A 12,833-nucleotide genomic window follows, 5' to 3' on the forward strand; every position below is an offset into this window, starting at 1 on the left:
GTGGTCAGTGCTAGCCGCTAAGTTTGCAGCTTTCGTCCATTTTTCAGCGCCCGCTCAGAATCCGCATTTCCGAGCTAGGCGGCCGTACCAAACGGTAACTCGCTGCGCTGACTGCCGCAGTTGTAGCGGCAGGTGCGATGGGACAAACCGCATTTTGACGATAGGCCAGCGCAGTTTTCAACAAGGCTTCGGCGGTATCGCCGCGTTGGTGTGTGAAGTCGTCGGCGACCGCGCAGGTCGGTGCGAAGCCATCGGCATAATCGGCCAGCAATTTATCGTTGACCCCTTTGAATTGAATCGCAAAGTAAGTCCAGCCACAGTTATCTTGCGGGACAAAGCCATACGGTTTGCCACGCGTGGCAGCACCGATCAAATCTACCTTCACATCGACGCCACGTAAGCTGTTAATCACCGATTCACTGGCCGAAGCCGTGCCGCGGGTAACGAGTAAGCTGACATGTTTCAGATTCAAAGTCGGCAGGGCTAAACCGGCGACCGTGCTGGAATAAAATGGGTAGCTGGTGTTTTGCGCCGTCTGCTTATCGTTGTAAGTCAGCTTTTCAAAGATGCGCGCATGGGTCGAACTTGGTCCGGCCACCATGTAAGCCAGTTCACTGGCGATATATAGCAAACCACCACCGTTGTAGCGCAGATCGATGATCAGATCGGTCACGCCGGCAGCCTTGAGTTGGCTGATCGCCGCACTCAATTCTGCTTCTGATTTGGCGATGTGGCTGTCAAAAATAAAATAGCCGACCGCGCCGCTGGCAGTCTGCAGCACACTGACATTGTTGACTGTCGCCAGCGGATAAATCGCCGGCGTCAAGCTGACTGCGGCCTTGCCTTTGAAGGTCAACACATGGGCGGCTACACTGCTGGGTGCCAGCGCCTCATTGAGCTTGGCGATGCCAGCCGTACTGTTGTCATTGATGAAATCGATGCCATCGATAATGCTGAGTTGGTCACCGCGAACTATGCCAAGCAAGGCCGCCGGCGAAGCCGCAGCCACACCGGCGACGATCCAGTTTCGCGGCGGCGCGCTGCTCTGGGCAGCCCATTGTATGCCGTAATCTTGCGCGATACCGGCACTGGCCGCGGCCCACGAAGCACTGGTCTGCGACCAATGAAATTGGTCGACGGCGGTACCGCTGGCCGTAACGGCCATGGTTTTGAGTGCATCAAAATAAGTTTGCGGTGAACTGTAAGTAGCCGGCATCAAATTGCTCGGCACATCGGTGTACCAAAGATAGGTTTCATCGACGAACGAGCGCAAGTAGGCTTTTTCAGTCGCGGCGCTGGCGGCCACATCAATCGTACCGGCGCGCGGCGTGGCGCATTGATTAGCCAGACTCGCGGCCGATGGCAAGCCGCTGCTGCCGGACGCTGCCGAACTGGAACTGGAACCACCACTGCCACCACCACCACCACCACCACCACCACCACAGGCAGTCAGAAGAGCGGCGAGACACAGCGGAACAAAGAGAATTTTCATGAATGGGCAATCTGGCAGCAATGCGTCGATGTCAGGACAAGTGCCCTGATGCAAAGTTAATTGTATAGCAATCTATCGAGTGTATCGCGCGTCAGGCAAAAAAAATTGCCCTCGCTACAACAGTAGGCGAGGGCAATCTTTGTGTGCGCTGACTGCCGCACACGAACTGAATTAAATTAAATCACGATGGTCTGATGCTCAGCACCGACACGCGCACGGATTTCGCCGATGCGGCTGACCGTCTCGCCGGAAGCCGTGAGATGAGCGATGGCTGCGTCAGCCTGATCGGCGGCGACGATGACAACCATGCCGATACCGCAGTTGAACACCCGGTGCATTTCCGCATCGGCGACGCCGCCATGCTGCTGCAACCAGGTAAACAACGGTGGCATGACCCAACTGTCTTTATGTAATACGGCGGTGAGCGTATCACCCAACACGCGCGGCACATTTTCGACCAAGCCACCGCCGGTGATATGCGCCATGCCTTTGACTTCCATCGCTTCGAGCAGCGCCAGCAGCGGCTTCACATAGATACGCGTCGGTGCCATGAGCGTGTCGCCCAGCGTGCGGCCATGGAAATCGCCTTGCAGATCAGGTTGGGCCACTTCGATGATCTTACGGACCAAGGAAAAACCATTGGAGTGAATACCGGAGGAAGCCAAACCGAGGATCACATCACCGGGCATGATTTTGCTGCCATCGATGATTTTCGATTTTTCCACGGCACCGACGGCGAAACCGGCTAAATCGTATTCACCGTTCGGGTACATACTCGGCATTTCAGCCGTTTCGCCGCCGATGAGAGCGCAACCGGCTTGCTCGCAACCGAAGGCGACACCCTTGATGACGGCAGTGGCAGTGGCGACATCGAGTTTGCCGCAAGCGAAATAATCGAGGAAAAACAAGGGTTCGGCACCCTGCACCAGAATATCATTGACACTCATGGCGACCAGATCGATGCCGACCGTATCGTGTTTATTGAGATGAAACGCCAGCTTGAGCTTGGTGCCGACACCATCGGTACCGGAAACCAGCACCGGTTCTTTGAATTTTTTGCTGACTTCAAACATGGCGCCGAAACCGCCAATGCCAGCCATGACGCCTTCGCGCATTGTGCGTTTGGCAAAAGGTTTGATGGCATCGACCAAGGCGTCGCCGGCGACCATATCGACACCAGCGTCGGCGTAAGAGAGAGAAACAGAAGGAGAAGTGCTCATGATAGTCGTCAGTAGGGGCTTGAGGCGGTAAAATAGAGGAAGGGCCGGAAAAACGCCGGCAACAACGCTATTTTAACAAAATGACCGCATCTTGACCGATATTTGGACAAGACGTGATAAAACAATGATTTTACTGACTTTCATTCCGACTCTCTGACCATGCCTTTTTCTTTTTCAAGCGAACAAAAACAATCGCTGCTGTGGCTGCTGCTCGGTGCCGCTCTGCTGAGCTTGTTCGCTTTACTCGGCCCGGTACTGATGCCCTTCATCGTCTCGGCGATTCTGGCTTACGTGCTCAACCCTTGGGTCGACAAACTGTGCGCGCTGCGGCTGCGCCGCTTGCGTCTGCCGCGCGCCGTGGCGGCGAGCTTGCTGATCGTATTCGTCATGGCGTCGGGCTTGGCGATGCTGCTCATTATCGTGCCTATCCTGCAGCAGGAAGCACCGCAGTTACAAGCCCAAATTCCACGCTTCTTCGACAAGTTTGATCAAGTCATCGCCCCCCTGCTGGCCAAATATGGCTACACCATCCGCCTCGACAGTACCGGCATCAAAGCCTTGTTAGCCGAACAAATGGCCGGCAGCGGCGATGTCATCGGCAAAGCCATCCTCTCCTCGATCCGCGTCGGCGGTACGGCAGTGCTCGGCATGGTTGCCAATCTGTTGTTAATTCCCATCGTTTTATTTTATTTGTTGCTCGATTGGCATCCATTGATGCAGCGACTGGCGAATTTCATCCCGCGCCGCTTTGTGCACGGTGCCACCGCTGCCATCATCGAAGTTGATGATATCTTGGCGCAATACTTGCGCGGCCAAATTCTGGTCATGTTGGTCTTGGCGGCCTATTATTCGATCGCACTGTCGATCGCGCGCTTCGATCTGGCCTTACCAGTCGGTCTCATCACCGGTTTTTTGGTGTTCATTCCCTACCTCGGTTATGGCTTGGGCTTGGCGCTGGCCTTGGTTGGCGCGATTTTACAGTTCAACGGCTTCGAGGGTTTGCTCGCGGTCGCGATCATTTACGGCATCGGCCAAGTGCTGGAATCATTTTTCCTCACCCCGCGCTTGGTCGGCGAACGGATCGGTCTGAACCCGCTGACGGTAATTTTCGCCCTGATGGCGTTCGGCCAGTTATTCGGCTTCATCGGCGTGCTGGTGGCCTTACCGGCCTCGGCCATTATTTCCGTCGCCGTGAAACACTTACGCATTGCCTACCTTAACAGCTCTTTTTATCGCCAGTCATGAGGCAATTACTATTAGATCTTGATGCGCAAAAACTGCCATCGCTGACCACCTTCGTGGTCGGACAAAACGCTGAACTCGCGCAATTGCTCGATTTATTTTCCCAGCGTATCGCCAGCCAGTATGGCGAGCGCTCGGTCTATTTATGGGGTCAGGCCGGGGCCGGTAAAACACATTTACTACATGCCTTGGCCGATGATGGCGCGGCGCGTTACATTCCTTTCAATGCCCCCGAGAGCGCGTTCGACTTCAGCGAAGAGGTCAGCCTCTACCTGATTGACGATTGTGATTTACTCTCGCCGCTCAATCAGATCGCCGCATTCAATCTGTTCAATGAGGCGCGCGCCCATGGTGGCTTTCTGATTGCGGCCGGTAATCACCCGCCAATGATACTCACGGTACGCGACGATTTACGCACGCGTTTGGGCTGGGGCTTGATTTATCAGCTGCACGGACTGACCGACGAAGATAAAATCGACGCTTTGGAGCGTTCTGCGCATGCGCGTGGCATTCAATTGTCTGCCGGCGTGTTACCCTACCTGATTACGCACTATCAGCGCGACATGAGTTCGCTGTCGGCCATGCTCGATCACCTCGACCATTACTCATTGGTGACGAAACGGCCGATCACTCTGCCGCTGCTGCGCGAATTAATGCTGCAACAACAGCCCTGAACAAGAACCGGAACATGCGCGACTTAGCCTTATTCGACCTCGACCACACCCTGCTCCCCATCGATTCCGATTATGAATGGGGGCAGTTTTTATGCCGCGTCGGCGCCGTCGACGCCGCGCTTTTCGCCGCCCGCAATGCCACTTTCTTCGCCCAATACCAGGCTGGTACGCTCGACCCGGTCGAGTATCTGGAGTTCGCACTCGGCACGCTGGCACAGTTTCCACGCCCGCGACTCGATCAGTTGCACGCGCAATTCATGCAAGAAGTGATACAGCCGGCGCTGCTGCCGGCCGCGTTCGACTTGCTGCAGCGGCATCGCGATGAGGATGATCTCATCGCCATCATCACCGCCACCAACCGCTTCGTGACCGCACCGATCGCCGCCGCGCTCGGGGTTACGCATTTGCTGGCGGCCGAACCGGAAGGCTATGAAACCGGTACGCTGAGCGGAAAACTGCTCGGCGTGCCGACTTCCGGGCGCGGTAAAGTAATCCACCTGCACGACTGGTTAGCCAGCCGCGGCACCAGCTTGGAGGCTTTCCCGCGCAGTTATTTTTACAGCGATTCGCACAACGATATCCCTTTACTCGAGGTCGTGACCAATCCGGTCGCCACCAACCCGAATGCCAGTTTGCGCGCCCATGCGTTGGCACACGGCTGGCCTCAAATCAACCTGTACCCGCAATGATCAAGAAATTTATTCGCAAAATCCTCGGCGTGAGTAATCCGACTGAGTCTGGCCAAGCCAACCGCAAGCCGACCGTACTCTCGGCCAAAGAACACGGCATCAACCCGCAGTTGGTGTCGGCCAATGCGCTGCGTGTGACGCAAACGCTGCAAGACAATGGCTATAAGGCTTTCGTGGTCGGCGGCGCGGTGCGTGATTTACTCACCGGCGTCAAGCCCAAAGATTTCGACATCGCCACCAATGCCACGCCGGAACAAGTCAAACGCCTGTTCCGCCGCGCCTTCATCATCGGCCGACGGTTTCAAATCGTGCATGTGATGTTCGGCCAGGATTTGCTCGAAGTGACCACCTTCCGCGGTCCATCCAACGAAGCGGCACCGAAAGACGAGCATGGCCGCGTCTTGCGTGACAATACCTTCGGCGAACAACACGACGATGCCGTGCGCCGCGACTTCACCGTCAATGCCATGTATTACGATCCAGCTACCGAAACCGTGCTCGATTATCACGGCGGTATGAAAGACATACGCAAAAAAGTCTTGCGCATCATCGGCGTGGCCGAAGCGCGCTATCGTGAAGATCCGGTACGCATGCTGCGCGTGGTCCGCTTTGCCGCCAAATTACAATTCAGTATCGATGCTGCGACCCGTGCGCCGATCGCCGTCATGGCACCTTTGATCAATAATGTGCCGGCCGCGCGCGTGTTCGATGAAATGCTCAAACTGCTGACCAGCGGTCATGCGATGGCTTGCCTGCAGCAATTGCGCAAAGAAGGCTTGCATCATGGTTTGATGCCGCTGCTCGACGTGGTGCTGGAACAACCGCATGGCGAAAAATTCGTCACGCTGGCACTGGCCAATACCGATGAACGCGTCTTGCAAGGCAAACCGGTGTCACCAAGCTTCCTGTTCGCCGCCCTGCTGTGGCACCAAGTGGTGGAAAAATGGGATGCCTACAAAGCCGCCGGTGAATTCTCGATACCGGCACTGCACTTAGCCGCCGACGATGTACTCAATACTCAAACCGATGCACTGGCCATACAGCGTAAGGTCGGCGCTGATATGCGCGACATCTGGGCGATGCAGCCGCGCTTTGAAAAACGGATCGGCAAAACGCCGTACAAAGTGCTTGAGCATCCGCGCCTGCGCGCCGGTTACGATTTTCTGTTATTGCGCTGCGCTTGCGGTGAAATCGAGGCCGAAATCGGTACTTGGTGGACTGATTTCATCAACGGCAATGAAGACCAGCGCGAACAGTTAATTCAGAGTAAACCGAAAACACCGGCCGCCGCCGGTCCGGCCAAAAAACGCAAGCCGCGCCGCCGCAGCCCGGCCGCCAGCACGCCGGCAGAATGATTACCACGTATATCGGAATCGGTGCCAATCTCGGTGCCGCCGCCGACATGGTGACGCATGCCTTGGCCGAACTGGCACGCTTGCCCGGCGTACAGCTGCTGCAGGCTTCGCCGCGTTACGCCAGTGCACCGGTCGACGCCGTCGGTGATGATTACGTTAATGCCGTCGCCGCCTGCGCTACCACGCTGAGCGCCGAGGCTTTGTTAGCGAGCTTGCAGGCGCTGGAACTGGCTTGCGGCCGCGAACGCTCATATCGCAATGCCCCACGCACGCTCGACCTCGACATTCTGCTCTACGGCCAGCAGCACATCGTCAGCGCACACTTAGTTGTGCCGCATCCGCGCCTGTGTCAGCGCGCCTTCGTGCTACGGCCTTTGCTCGATCTGGCACCGGATATTGTCATCCCCGGGCAAGGCCCGGCACAAAGCTTTTTGGCCGGCGTCGCCTCGCAACGTATTCGCCTGCTTGAGCGCGCACACTGAATTTCCTCCACCAACCGGCAAGGCCCGCACATGCACATCCCCGTAATCTGGCAAACTGTAGGCTTGCTGGCTCTGTCAAATGTCTTCATGACTGTGGCGTGGTACGGCCATCTTAAAAATCTGGCCGGCAAGGCTTGGTGGGTCGCCGCACTGATCAGTTGGAGCATCGCGCTATTTGAATACTTGTTACAAGTACCGGGCAACCGTATCGGCTACACCGAATACAGCTTGGCGCAGTTGAAGATTTTGCAGGAAGTGATCACGCTCGTGGTATTTGTGCCGTTTGCCATGCTGTATATGGATCAGCCGTTCAAACTCGACTTTGTTTGGGCCGGGCTGTGCATGGTCGGCGCCGTATATTTTATTTTCAGAAACTGAGCTGTGCCCAGCGCGCACATCGAAGGTAAGCAATCAACCGCTGTCAGATCATAAACAAACCGACGACAGCATTACTTTGGAGTAGATAATGGCTAACTATTTGGAAGACCGCAAAGCGGTCAGCGTTCCATCCCTGCTGCAGATGCGCGCACAGGGTGACAAAATCACCATGCTCACCTGTTATGACGCCAGCTTTGCGGCGCTGATGGATCGTTGTGGCGTCGAGGTTTTGCTGATCGGTGATTCACTCGGCATGGTTTGTCAGGGGCATAACTCGACCCTGCCGGTGACGCTGGCCGATATTGCCTACCATACCGCAGCGGTGGCACGTGGTAACAACAAAGCCTTGCTGGTGGCCGATATGCCGTTCGGCAGTTATGCCACTCCCGAGGCCGCCTATGCCAATGCCGTACAACTGGTACAAGCCGGTGCCCAAATGGTAAAACTCGAAGGCGGCACCTGGCTGGTGCCGGTAATTCGTTTTCTTACCGAGCGCGCGATTCCGGTGTGCGCCCACCTCGGTTTGACACCGCAATCGGTGCATCAACTCGGTGGTTATAAAGTGCAAGGCAAAACCTCGGCAGCGGCCGATTTACTCAAAGCCGAAGCACTGGCAGTACAAGCGGCCGGGGCGACGCTGCTGGTGCTCGAAGCCATTCCTGCAGCCTTAGGCAAGGAAGTCACCGACAGCCTGAGCATTCCTACCATCGGCATTGGGGCTGGCGTCGATTGCTCCGGCCAAGTATTGGTCATGCATGACTTGCTCGGCGTCTTCCCCGGCCATAAGGCGCGTTTCGTGAAAAACTTCATGGATGGCCAAACCAGCATCGATGCGGCCGTGCTGGCCTACGTCAGCGCCGTAAAACAGCAGAGCTTTCCGGCCGCTGAACACAGCTTCTGAACATGGAAATCGGCGCGGCGGTTCGGCAAGCCTTGTTCCTGTTATTAACAGGAGATGCAGACTTATGGACCATCATCGCCGTCACGCTGAAAACCTCACTGATCGGCCTGTGTCTGGCACTGGCACCGGCCATCGTCGGCGGCTACCTGATCGCCAGCCATCGCTTTGCCGGCCGCCGTATTCTGATTTGGCTGGTGCAGGCAGCCTTATCGCTGCCGACCGTACTAATCGGTTTGTTATTGTATTTACTGCTGAGTCGGCAAGGCCCGCTTGGCAATTGGCACTGGTTGTTCAGCCAATCCGGCATCATCGCCGGGCAAGCGCTGATTGCCATACCGGTGCTGACTGCCTTCACCCTCAGCGCGGTGCAGGCGGCTGATCCACGCTTGGCAGAAACCGCCGTTACACTCGGTGCCACACGCTGGCAAGTGATGGTGAAAATTTTGTACGAAGTACGCTTCGGTGTGATGGCGGCGGTCATCAACGGTGCCGGCCGGGTGTTGTCGGAAGTCGGTTGCGCCATGATGGTCGGTGGGAATATCGCTGGCGTGACCCGCACCATCACGACGGCAATTGCACTCGAAACCAGCAAGGGCGAATTCGCCGCCGGGATTGCCTTGGGCCTGGTGCTGATCGTGCTGGCCTTGCTGCTCAATGCCGCCCTCATGCTCTTGCAAGGCGATACCAGTCACGCGGAGCAAGGACAATGAAGCCCTTGCTACACTTGCGAGAAATCCGCAAATCCTTCGGCACGCGTCGCTTGCTCGACATCGAAGAACTACGCATCGCCCATGCTCAGACTTACATACTGACGGGCATGAATGGCAGTGGCAAAAGCAGTTTGCTGCGCATCTTGGCCGGCCTCGAGAGCGCCAGCATCAGCAGTTGTCACTACGATGGCCAAGCCTGTGCGCTTACCCCCTACCCGCGCCGGCTGCGCCAAGAAGTCGTCTATGTGCATCAGCATCCCTTGATGTTTTCCGGCAGCGTGGCCGCCAACATCGCCTATGGTTTGCGTTTGCAGGCCGCGCCGGATTGCGCGGCGCGCGTCGAACAAGCGATGGATTGGGCTGGCGTTATGCATTTACAAGATCAGGCCGCGAGCACGCTGTCGGGCGGCGAAAAGCAACGCGTCGCACTGGCACGCGCCTTGGTGCTGCGACCGCGCTTGCTGCTGCTCGATGAACCGACTGCCAACCTCGACGGCAGCGCACGCGAACAAGTCATCGCCCTACTCGCCACTTTAACCACGGCCGGCAGCAGCGTGGTCTTGGTTTGCCACGACCGCGAATTGATTGCCCTGCCCGACGTGCAGCGTTGGAAATTACGCGACGGTCAGCTCGAAATGCGTTAAGGAGACGCAGCTTGCATGCGGTACAAGGAGGTAGATTAAATTCTGCGCTTCCTTAACACCATCTATATACTGACGCCCGCGCTCTTTGCACTATCTTGATATGGCACTGTCTATGCTGTCGATTCCCACCCATGCGGTGCTAACGACAGGATTTTTTCATGAACCACGCCTTACCAATGCTGGCGCTGTGCGCCACGCTGTTTGCCACTGCTGCTGCGGCGGCCGACGAAGTCAAAGCCGAGACCGAACTGAGCTTTAATGCTGCCCTGACGAGCGACTACCGCTATCGTGGCATCTCGCAAACTCGTCTGCAAGCGGCGGCACAAGGCGGCGCCGATATCAACCACAATCCCAGCGGTTTGTATGCCGGCACCTGGTTATCGACGATCAGCTGGATCAAGGATACGCCGGCGGCTGGCAGCACACCACTGGAATGGGATGTGTACGTCGGTAAAAAGGGCCAGATCAATGCCGCGCTTTCTTATGATGTCGGCTTGCTCGGCTATCTCTATGTGCATAACCATCTCGATCAAGTCGGCCTCAATGATGCCAATACCTTGGAAATTTACGGCCAAATCGGGGTCGGCCCGGCTTATCTGAAGTACTCGCACGCGAGCACACCTTTGTTCGGTCTGGTCGACAGCAAACACAGCGGCTATCTCGATGTTGGTGCCAACATCGACCTGCGCCCCGGGCTGGTCCTCAATCTGCATGTCGGTTACCAGAAAGTCCATGGGATCAACAGCGCTGTCGCCAGTTACCATGATTTCAAAATCGGCCTGTCACAAGAAGTCACGCAACTCGACGGCGCGGTACTCAGCATCGCAGCGGTAGGCACGAATGCTGATCAGACCTTTTATGCTTCCCCGGTCAATGGCAAATTCATGGGTAAGAACGCACTGGTTCTGATGCTGAGCAAAAGCTTCTGACGGCAACATCGTCGCGGTAGTAAGGCGCGCTGGGCGTTTACACAATCTTTACACCACAGCGCCCAAGCTATACGACATCTTTACCGACGTTTGCTTATTGTGTGCTGACTGTCACCACTCTCACGGAGTCCTTATGGAATTTTTATACTTGGCCGGCATCGCCGTGTTCGCCGCCAGCAGCTTTGGCCTGATTGCCGGCTGCAGCCTGCTCGGAGGCGGCGTATGAGCCTGTTTCAACTGATCGCGGCCGTAGCCGCCGCCTTGTTGTTCATCTATTTGGTGTATGCCTTGCTCAAACCGGAGGCCTTCTGATGAACCATTCTGCTTTTTTCCAAATCGCCTTGTACATGACGGTGCTGACTATCCTGGCGGTGCCGCTGGGACGCTATATCAAGCAAGTCATGCAAGGCGAACGCAACCTGCTGACACGCTTGCTGCAGCCGCTGGAACGGCTGTTATACCGACTTGGCGGCATCCGCGCCGAGGAGGAAATGAGCTGGAAGCAGTATGCCATCGCCGTCCTCGCCTTCAACCTGCTCGGGGTGTTGGCGGTATATGGACTACAACGTCTGCAACTGCAACTGCCTTTGAATCCGCAAGCCTTCCCGGCAGTCAGCGTCGATTCCTCTTTCAATACTGCCATCAGCTTTGTCACCAATACTAATTGGCAAGGCTATACGCCGGAAGCGAGCATGAGTTATCTGACGCAGATGCTCGGTCTGTCGGTACAGAATTTTCTTTCTGCCGCCACCGGTTTGGCCGTTGCAATCGCCTTGATACGTGGCTTTGCACGTCACAGCATGGCTGGCATCGGCAATTTCTGGGTCGACCTGACACGCGGCACGCTGTACCTGCTGGTGCCGCTGGCCTTGGTGTTTGCCCTTGCTTTCATGAGCCAAGGCGTGATCCAAAATTTCAGCGCTTATGAAACCGCGCACACCGTGGAAAAACTCGCTTACAGCACGCCACAAGTCGACGCTGCTGGCACACCCATGCTCGATACCGCCGGTGCACCCTTGCTGCAAGCGCACAGCAGTACCACCCAGACTTTACCTATGGGTCCGGTGGCCTCGCAAGAAGCGATTAAAATGATCGGCACCAATGGCGGCGGCTTTTTCAACGCCAACTCGGCGCATCCGTTTGAAAATCCAACGCCGCTGACTAATTTTTTGCAAATGCTGGCGATTTTTCTGATCCCGGCCGCGCTCTGCATCAGCTTCGGTTTGATGGTCGGTGATGGGCGTCAGGGTTGGGCGATTTTCGCCGTCATGAGCGTCTTGTTTGTCGCTCTCGCCGGCACCGCCATGTATGCCGAACAACAGGGTAATCCCTTGTTCACGCAACTCGGCCTCGACCAAAGCATGAGCCTGATGCAAGCGGGCGGCAATATGGAAGGCAAGGAAAGCCGCTTCGGCATCGCCGCTTCGGGCTTGTTTGCCACCATTACCACGGCCGCATCCTGCGGTGCCGTCAATGCCATGCATGATTCCTTCACACCGCTGGGCGGCATGGTGCCACTGGTATTGATGCAGCTCGGGGAAGTAGTGTTCGGCGGCGTCGGTGCCGGTATGTACGGCATGTTGATTTTCGCGATTCTGGCGGTGTTTATCGCCGGCCTGATGATCGGTCGCACACCGGAATATTTGGGGAAGAAAATCGAAGCCTTCGAAATCAAGATGATCGCCATCACCATATTGATCGGCCCTTTGTTGGTGTTGGTCGGCAGCGCGCTGTCAGTCAGTCTGGCTGCTGGCGTGGCCGGCATCGCCAATCCCGGTGCACACGGTTTCAGTGAAATTCTGTATGCCTTCGTGTCGGCGGCGAATAACAATGGCAGCGCCTTTGCCGGTCTCTCCAGTAATACGCCGTATTACAACGTGATGCTGGCCATTGCCATGTGGTTTGGACGCTTCTGTATCATCATCCCGATTCTGGCCACCGCCGGCTCCTTGGCGCGCAAAAAACGCCTGACTGCTACCGCCGGCACACTGCCTACCCATGGTCCGCTGTTCGTCATGCTGCTGCTCGGTACCATCGTCATCGTCGGTGCCCTCACCTATATCCCGGCGCTGGCGCTCGGTCCGGTGGTCGAACATTTGATCATGCTGTCGCACTAG

The 12,833-nt window shown here is 56.5% G+C and carries 15 protein-coding genes; 13 read left to right on the plus strand and 2 right to left on the minus strand.

The features are described 5' to 3' along the window. Positions 1-43: 43 nt before the first annotated feature. The gene (locus RHM61_RS02385; protein ID WP_322249535.1) at positions 44-1,492 is read right to left on the minus strand and encodes a S41 family peptidase; all 1,449 of its coding nucleotides are present in this window, start codon (positions 1,490-1,492) and stop codon (positions 44-46) included. Positions 1,493-1,668: 176 nt separating this feature from the next. Continuing rightward, positions 1,669-2,712, minus strand: coding sequence for a phosphoribosylformylglycinamidine cyclo-ligase (purM, locus tag RHM61_RS02390; RefSeq protein WP_322249536.1), 1,044 nt, complete (start codon positions 2,710-2,712; stop codon positions 1,669-1,671). A gap of 159 nt (positions 2,713-2,871) precedes the next feature. On the opposite strand from purM, the gene RHM61_RS02395 reads away from it, so the two are divergent. The 13 genes from RHM61_RS02395 (at position 2,872) to kdpA (ending at position 12,833) form a co-directional block, all read left to right on the plus strand. After that, entirely contained in the window at positions 2,872-3,957 is a 1,086-nt protein-coding gene (locus RHM61_RS02395) for an AI-2E family transporter (protein WP_322249537.1), read from the plus strand. Beyond that, positions 3,954-4,628: a DnaA regulatory inactivator Hda gene (gene hda / locus RHM61_RS02400; protein ID WP_322249538.1), complete on the plus strand. Its 675-nt coding sequence runs from the start codon at positions 3,954-3,956 to the stop codon at positions 4,626-4,628. Before RHM61_RS02395 ends, hda begins: the two co-directional genes overlap by 4 nt. A 14-nt stretch (positions 4,629-4,642) precedes the next feature. Continuing rightward, positions 4,643-5,317 carry an HAD family hydrolase gene (locus RHM61_RS02405; protein WP_322249539.1) on the plus strand — a complete coding sequence of 225 codons (675 nt, stop codon included), beginning with the start codon at positions 4,643-4,645 and terminating at the stop codon, positions 5,315-5,317. Then, positions 5,314-6,672: a polynucleotide adenylyltransferase PcnB gene (gene pcnB, locus RHM61_RS02410; RefSeq protein ID WP_322249540.1), complete on the plus strand. Its 1,359-nt coding sequence runs from the start codon at positions 5,314-5,316 to the stop codon at positions 6,670-6,672. Before RHM61_RS02405 ends, pcnB begins: the two co-directional genes overlap by 4 nt. Continuing rightward, positions 6,669-7,154 (plus strand): 2-amino-4-hydroxy-6-hydroxymethyldihydropteridine diphosphokinase, encoded by a 486-nt coding sequence (gene folK, locus RHM61_RS02415; RefSeq protein ID WP_322249541.1) that lies wholly within the window; start codon positions 6,669-6,671, stop codon positions 7,152-7,154. Before pcnB ends, folK begins: the two co-directional genes overlap by 4 nt. A 30-nt stretch (positions 7,155-7,184) precedes the next feature. Further along, complete coding sequence (locus RHM61_RS02420) at positions 7,185-7,532, plus strand: DMT family protein (RefSeq protein WP_322249542.1); 348 nt, start codon at positions 7,185-7,187, stop codon at positions 7,530-7,532. Positions 7,533-7,620: 88 nt separating this feature from the next. Continuing rightward, positions 7,621-8,433 (plus strand): 3-methyl-2-oxobutanoate hydroxymethyltransferase, encoded by an 813-nt coding sequence (gene panB / locus RHM61_RS02425; RefSeq protein ID WP_322249543.1) that lies wholly within the window; start codon positions 7,621-7,623, stop codon positions 8,431-8,433. A gap of 2 nt (positions 8,434-8,435) precedes the next feature. After that, complete coding sequence (locus tag RHM61_RS02430) at positions 8,436-9,143, plus strand: ABC transporter permease (protein WP_322249544.1); 708 nt, start codon at positions 8,436-8,438, stop codon at positions 9,141-9,143. Next, the gene (locus RHM61_RS02435) at positions 9,140-9,787 is read left to right on the plus strand and encodes an ABC transporter ATP-binding protein (RefSeq protein ID WP_322249545.1); all 648 of its coding nucleotides are present in this window, start codon (positions 9,140-9,142) and stop codon (positions 9,785-9,787) included. Before RHM61_RS02430 ends, RHM61_RS02435 begins: the two co-directional genes overlap by 4 nt. Positions 9,788-9,945: 158 nt before the next feature. After that, positions 9,946-10,716, plus strand: a complete 771-nt coding sequence (locus RHM61_RS02440) for a TorF family putative porin (protein ID WP_322249546.1) — start codon at positions 9,946-9,948, stop codon at positions 10,714-10,716. 133 nt (positions 10,717-10,849) lie between these two features. Next, positions 10,850-10,942 carry a potassium ABC transporter ATPase gene (locus tag RHM61_RS02445; RefSeq protein WP_322249547.1) on the plus strand — a complete coding sequence of 31 codons (93 nt, stop codon included), beginning with the start codon at positions 10,850-10,852 and terminating at the stop codon, positions 10,940-10,942. Beyond that, a complete protein-coding gene (gene kdpF / locus RHM61_RS02450; protein ID WP_322249548.1) occupies positions 10,939-11,028 on the plus strand; it encodes a K(+)-transporting ATPase subunit F in 90 nt (29 codons plus the stop codon). Before RHM61_RS02445 ends, kdpF begins: the two co-directional genes overlap by 4 nt. Beyond that, positions 11,028-12,833 (plus strand): potassium-transporting ATPase subunit KdpA, encoded by a 1,806-nt coding sequence (gene kdpA / locus RHM61_RS02455; protein ID WP_322249549.1) that lies wholly within the window; start codon positions 11,028-11,030, stop codon positions 12,831-12,833. Before kdpF ends, kdpA begins: the two co-directional genes overlap by 1 nt.

The sequence above is a fragment of the Undibacterium sp. CCC3.4 genome, from assembly GCF_034347425.1.
GTDB lineage: Bacteria > Pseudomonadota > Gammaproteobacteria > Burkholderiales > Burkholderiaceae_D > Undibacterium.

What these genes read in the sequence shown, in the direction of transcription:
- RHM61_RS02405 (WP_322249539.1), top strand. Translation starts at nt 4,643, where the DNA reads ATGCGCGACTTAGCCTTATTCGACCTCGACCACACCCTGCTCCCCATC.
- RHM61_RS02445 (WP_322249547.1), top strand. Translation starts at nt 10,850, where the DNA reads ATGGAATTTTTATACTTGGCCGGCATCGCCGTGTTCGCCGCCAGCAGC.
- RHM61_RS02435 (WP_322249545.1), top strand. Translation starts at nt 9,140, where the DNA reads ATGAAGCCCTTGCTACACTTGCGAGAAATCCGCAAATCCTTCGGCACG.
- RHM61_RS02440 (WP_322249546.1), top strand. Translation starts at nt 9,946, where the DNA reads ATGAACCACGCCTTACCAATGCTGGCGCTGTGCGCCACGCTGTTTGCC.
- folK (WP_322249541.1), top strand. Translation starts at nt 6,669, where the DNA reads ATGATTACCACGTATATCGGAATCGGTGCCAATCTCGGTGCCGCCGCC.
- pcnB (WP_322249540.1), top strand. Translation starts at nt 5,314, where the DNA reads ATGATCAAGAAATTTATTCGCAAAATCCTCGGCGTGAGTAATCCGACT.
- purM (WP_322249536.1), bottom strand. Translation starts at nt 2,712, where the DNA reads ATGAGCACTTCTCCTTCTGTTTCTCTCTCTTACGCCGACGCTGGTGTC.
- panB (WP_322249543.1), top strand. Translation starts at nt 7,621, where the DNA reads ATGGCTAACTATTTGGAAGACCGCAAAGCGGTCAGCGTTCCATCCCTG.
- RHM61_RS02430 (WP_322249544.1), top strand. Translation starts at nt 8,436, where the DNA reads ATGGAAATCGGCGCGGCGGTTCGGCAAGCCTTGTTCCTGTTATTAACA.
- kdpF (WP_322249548.1), top strand. Translation starts at nt 10,939, where the DNA reads ATGAGCCTGTTTCAACTGATCGCGGCCGTAGCCGCCGCCTTGTTGTTC.
- RHM61_RS02420 (WP_322249542.1), top strand. Translation starts at nt 7,185, where the DNA reads ATGCACATCCCCGTAATCTGGCAAACTGTAGGCTTGCTGGCTCTGTCA.
- RHM61_RS02395 (WP_322249537.1), top strand. Translation starts at nt 2,872, where the DNA reads ATGCCTTTTTCTTTTTCAAGCGAACAAAAACAATCGCTGCTGTGGCTG.
- kdpA (WP_322249549.1), top strand. Translation starts at nt 11,028, where the DNA reads ATGAACCATTCTGCTTTTTTCCAAATCGCCTTGTACATGACGGTGCTG.
- hda (WP_322249538.1), top strand. Translation starts at nt 3,954, where the DNA reads ATGAGGCAATTACTATTAGATCTTGATGCGCAAAAACTGCCATCGCTG.
- RHM61_RS02385 (WP_322249535.1), bottom strand. Translation starts at nt 1,492, where the DNA reads ATGAAAATTCTCTTTGTTCCGCTGTGTCTCGCCGCTCTTCTGACTGCC.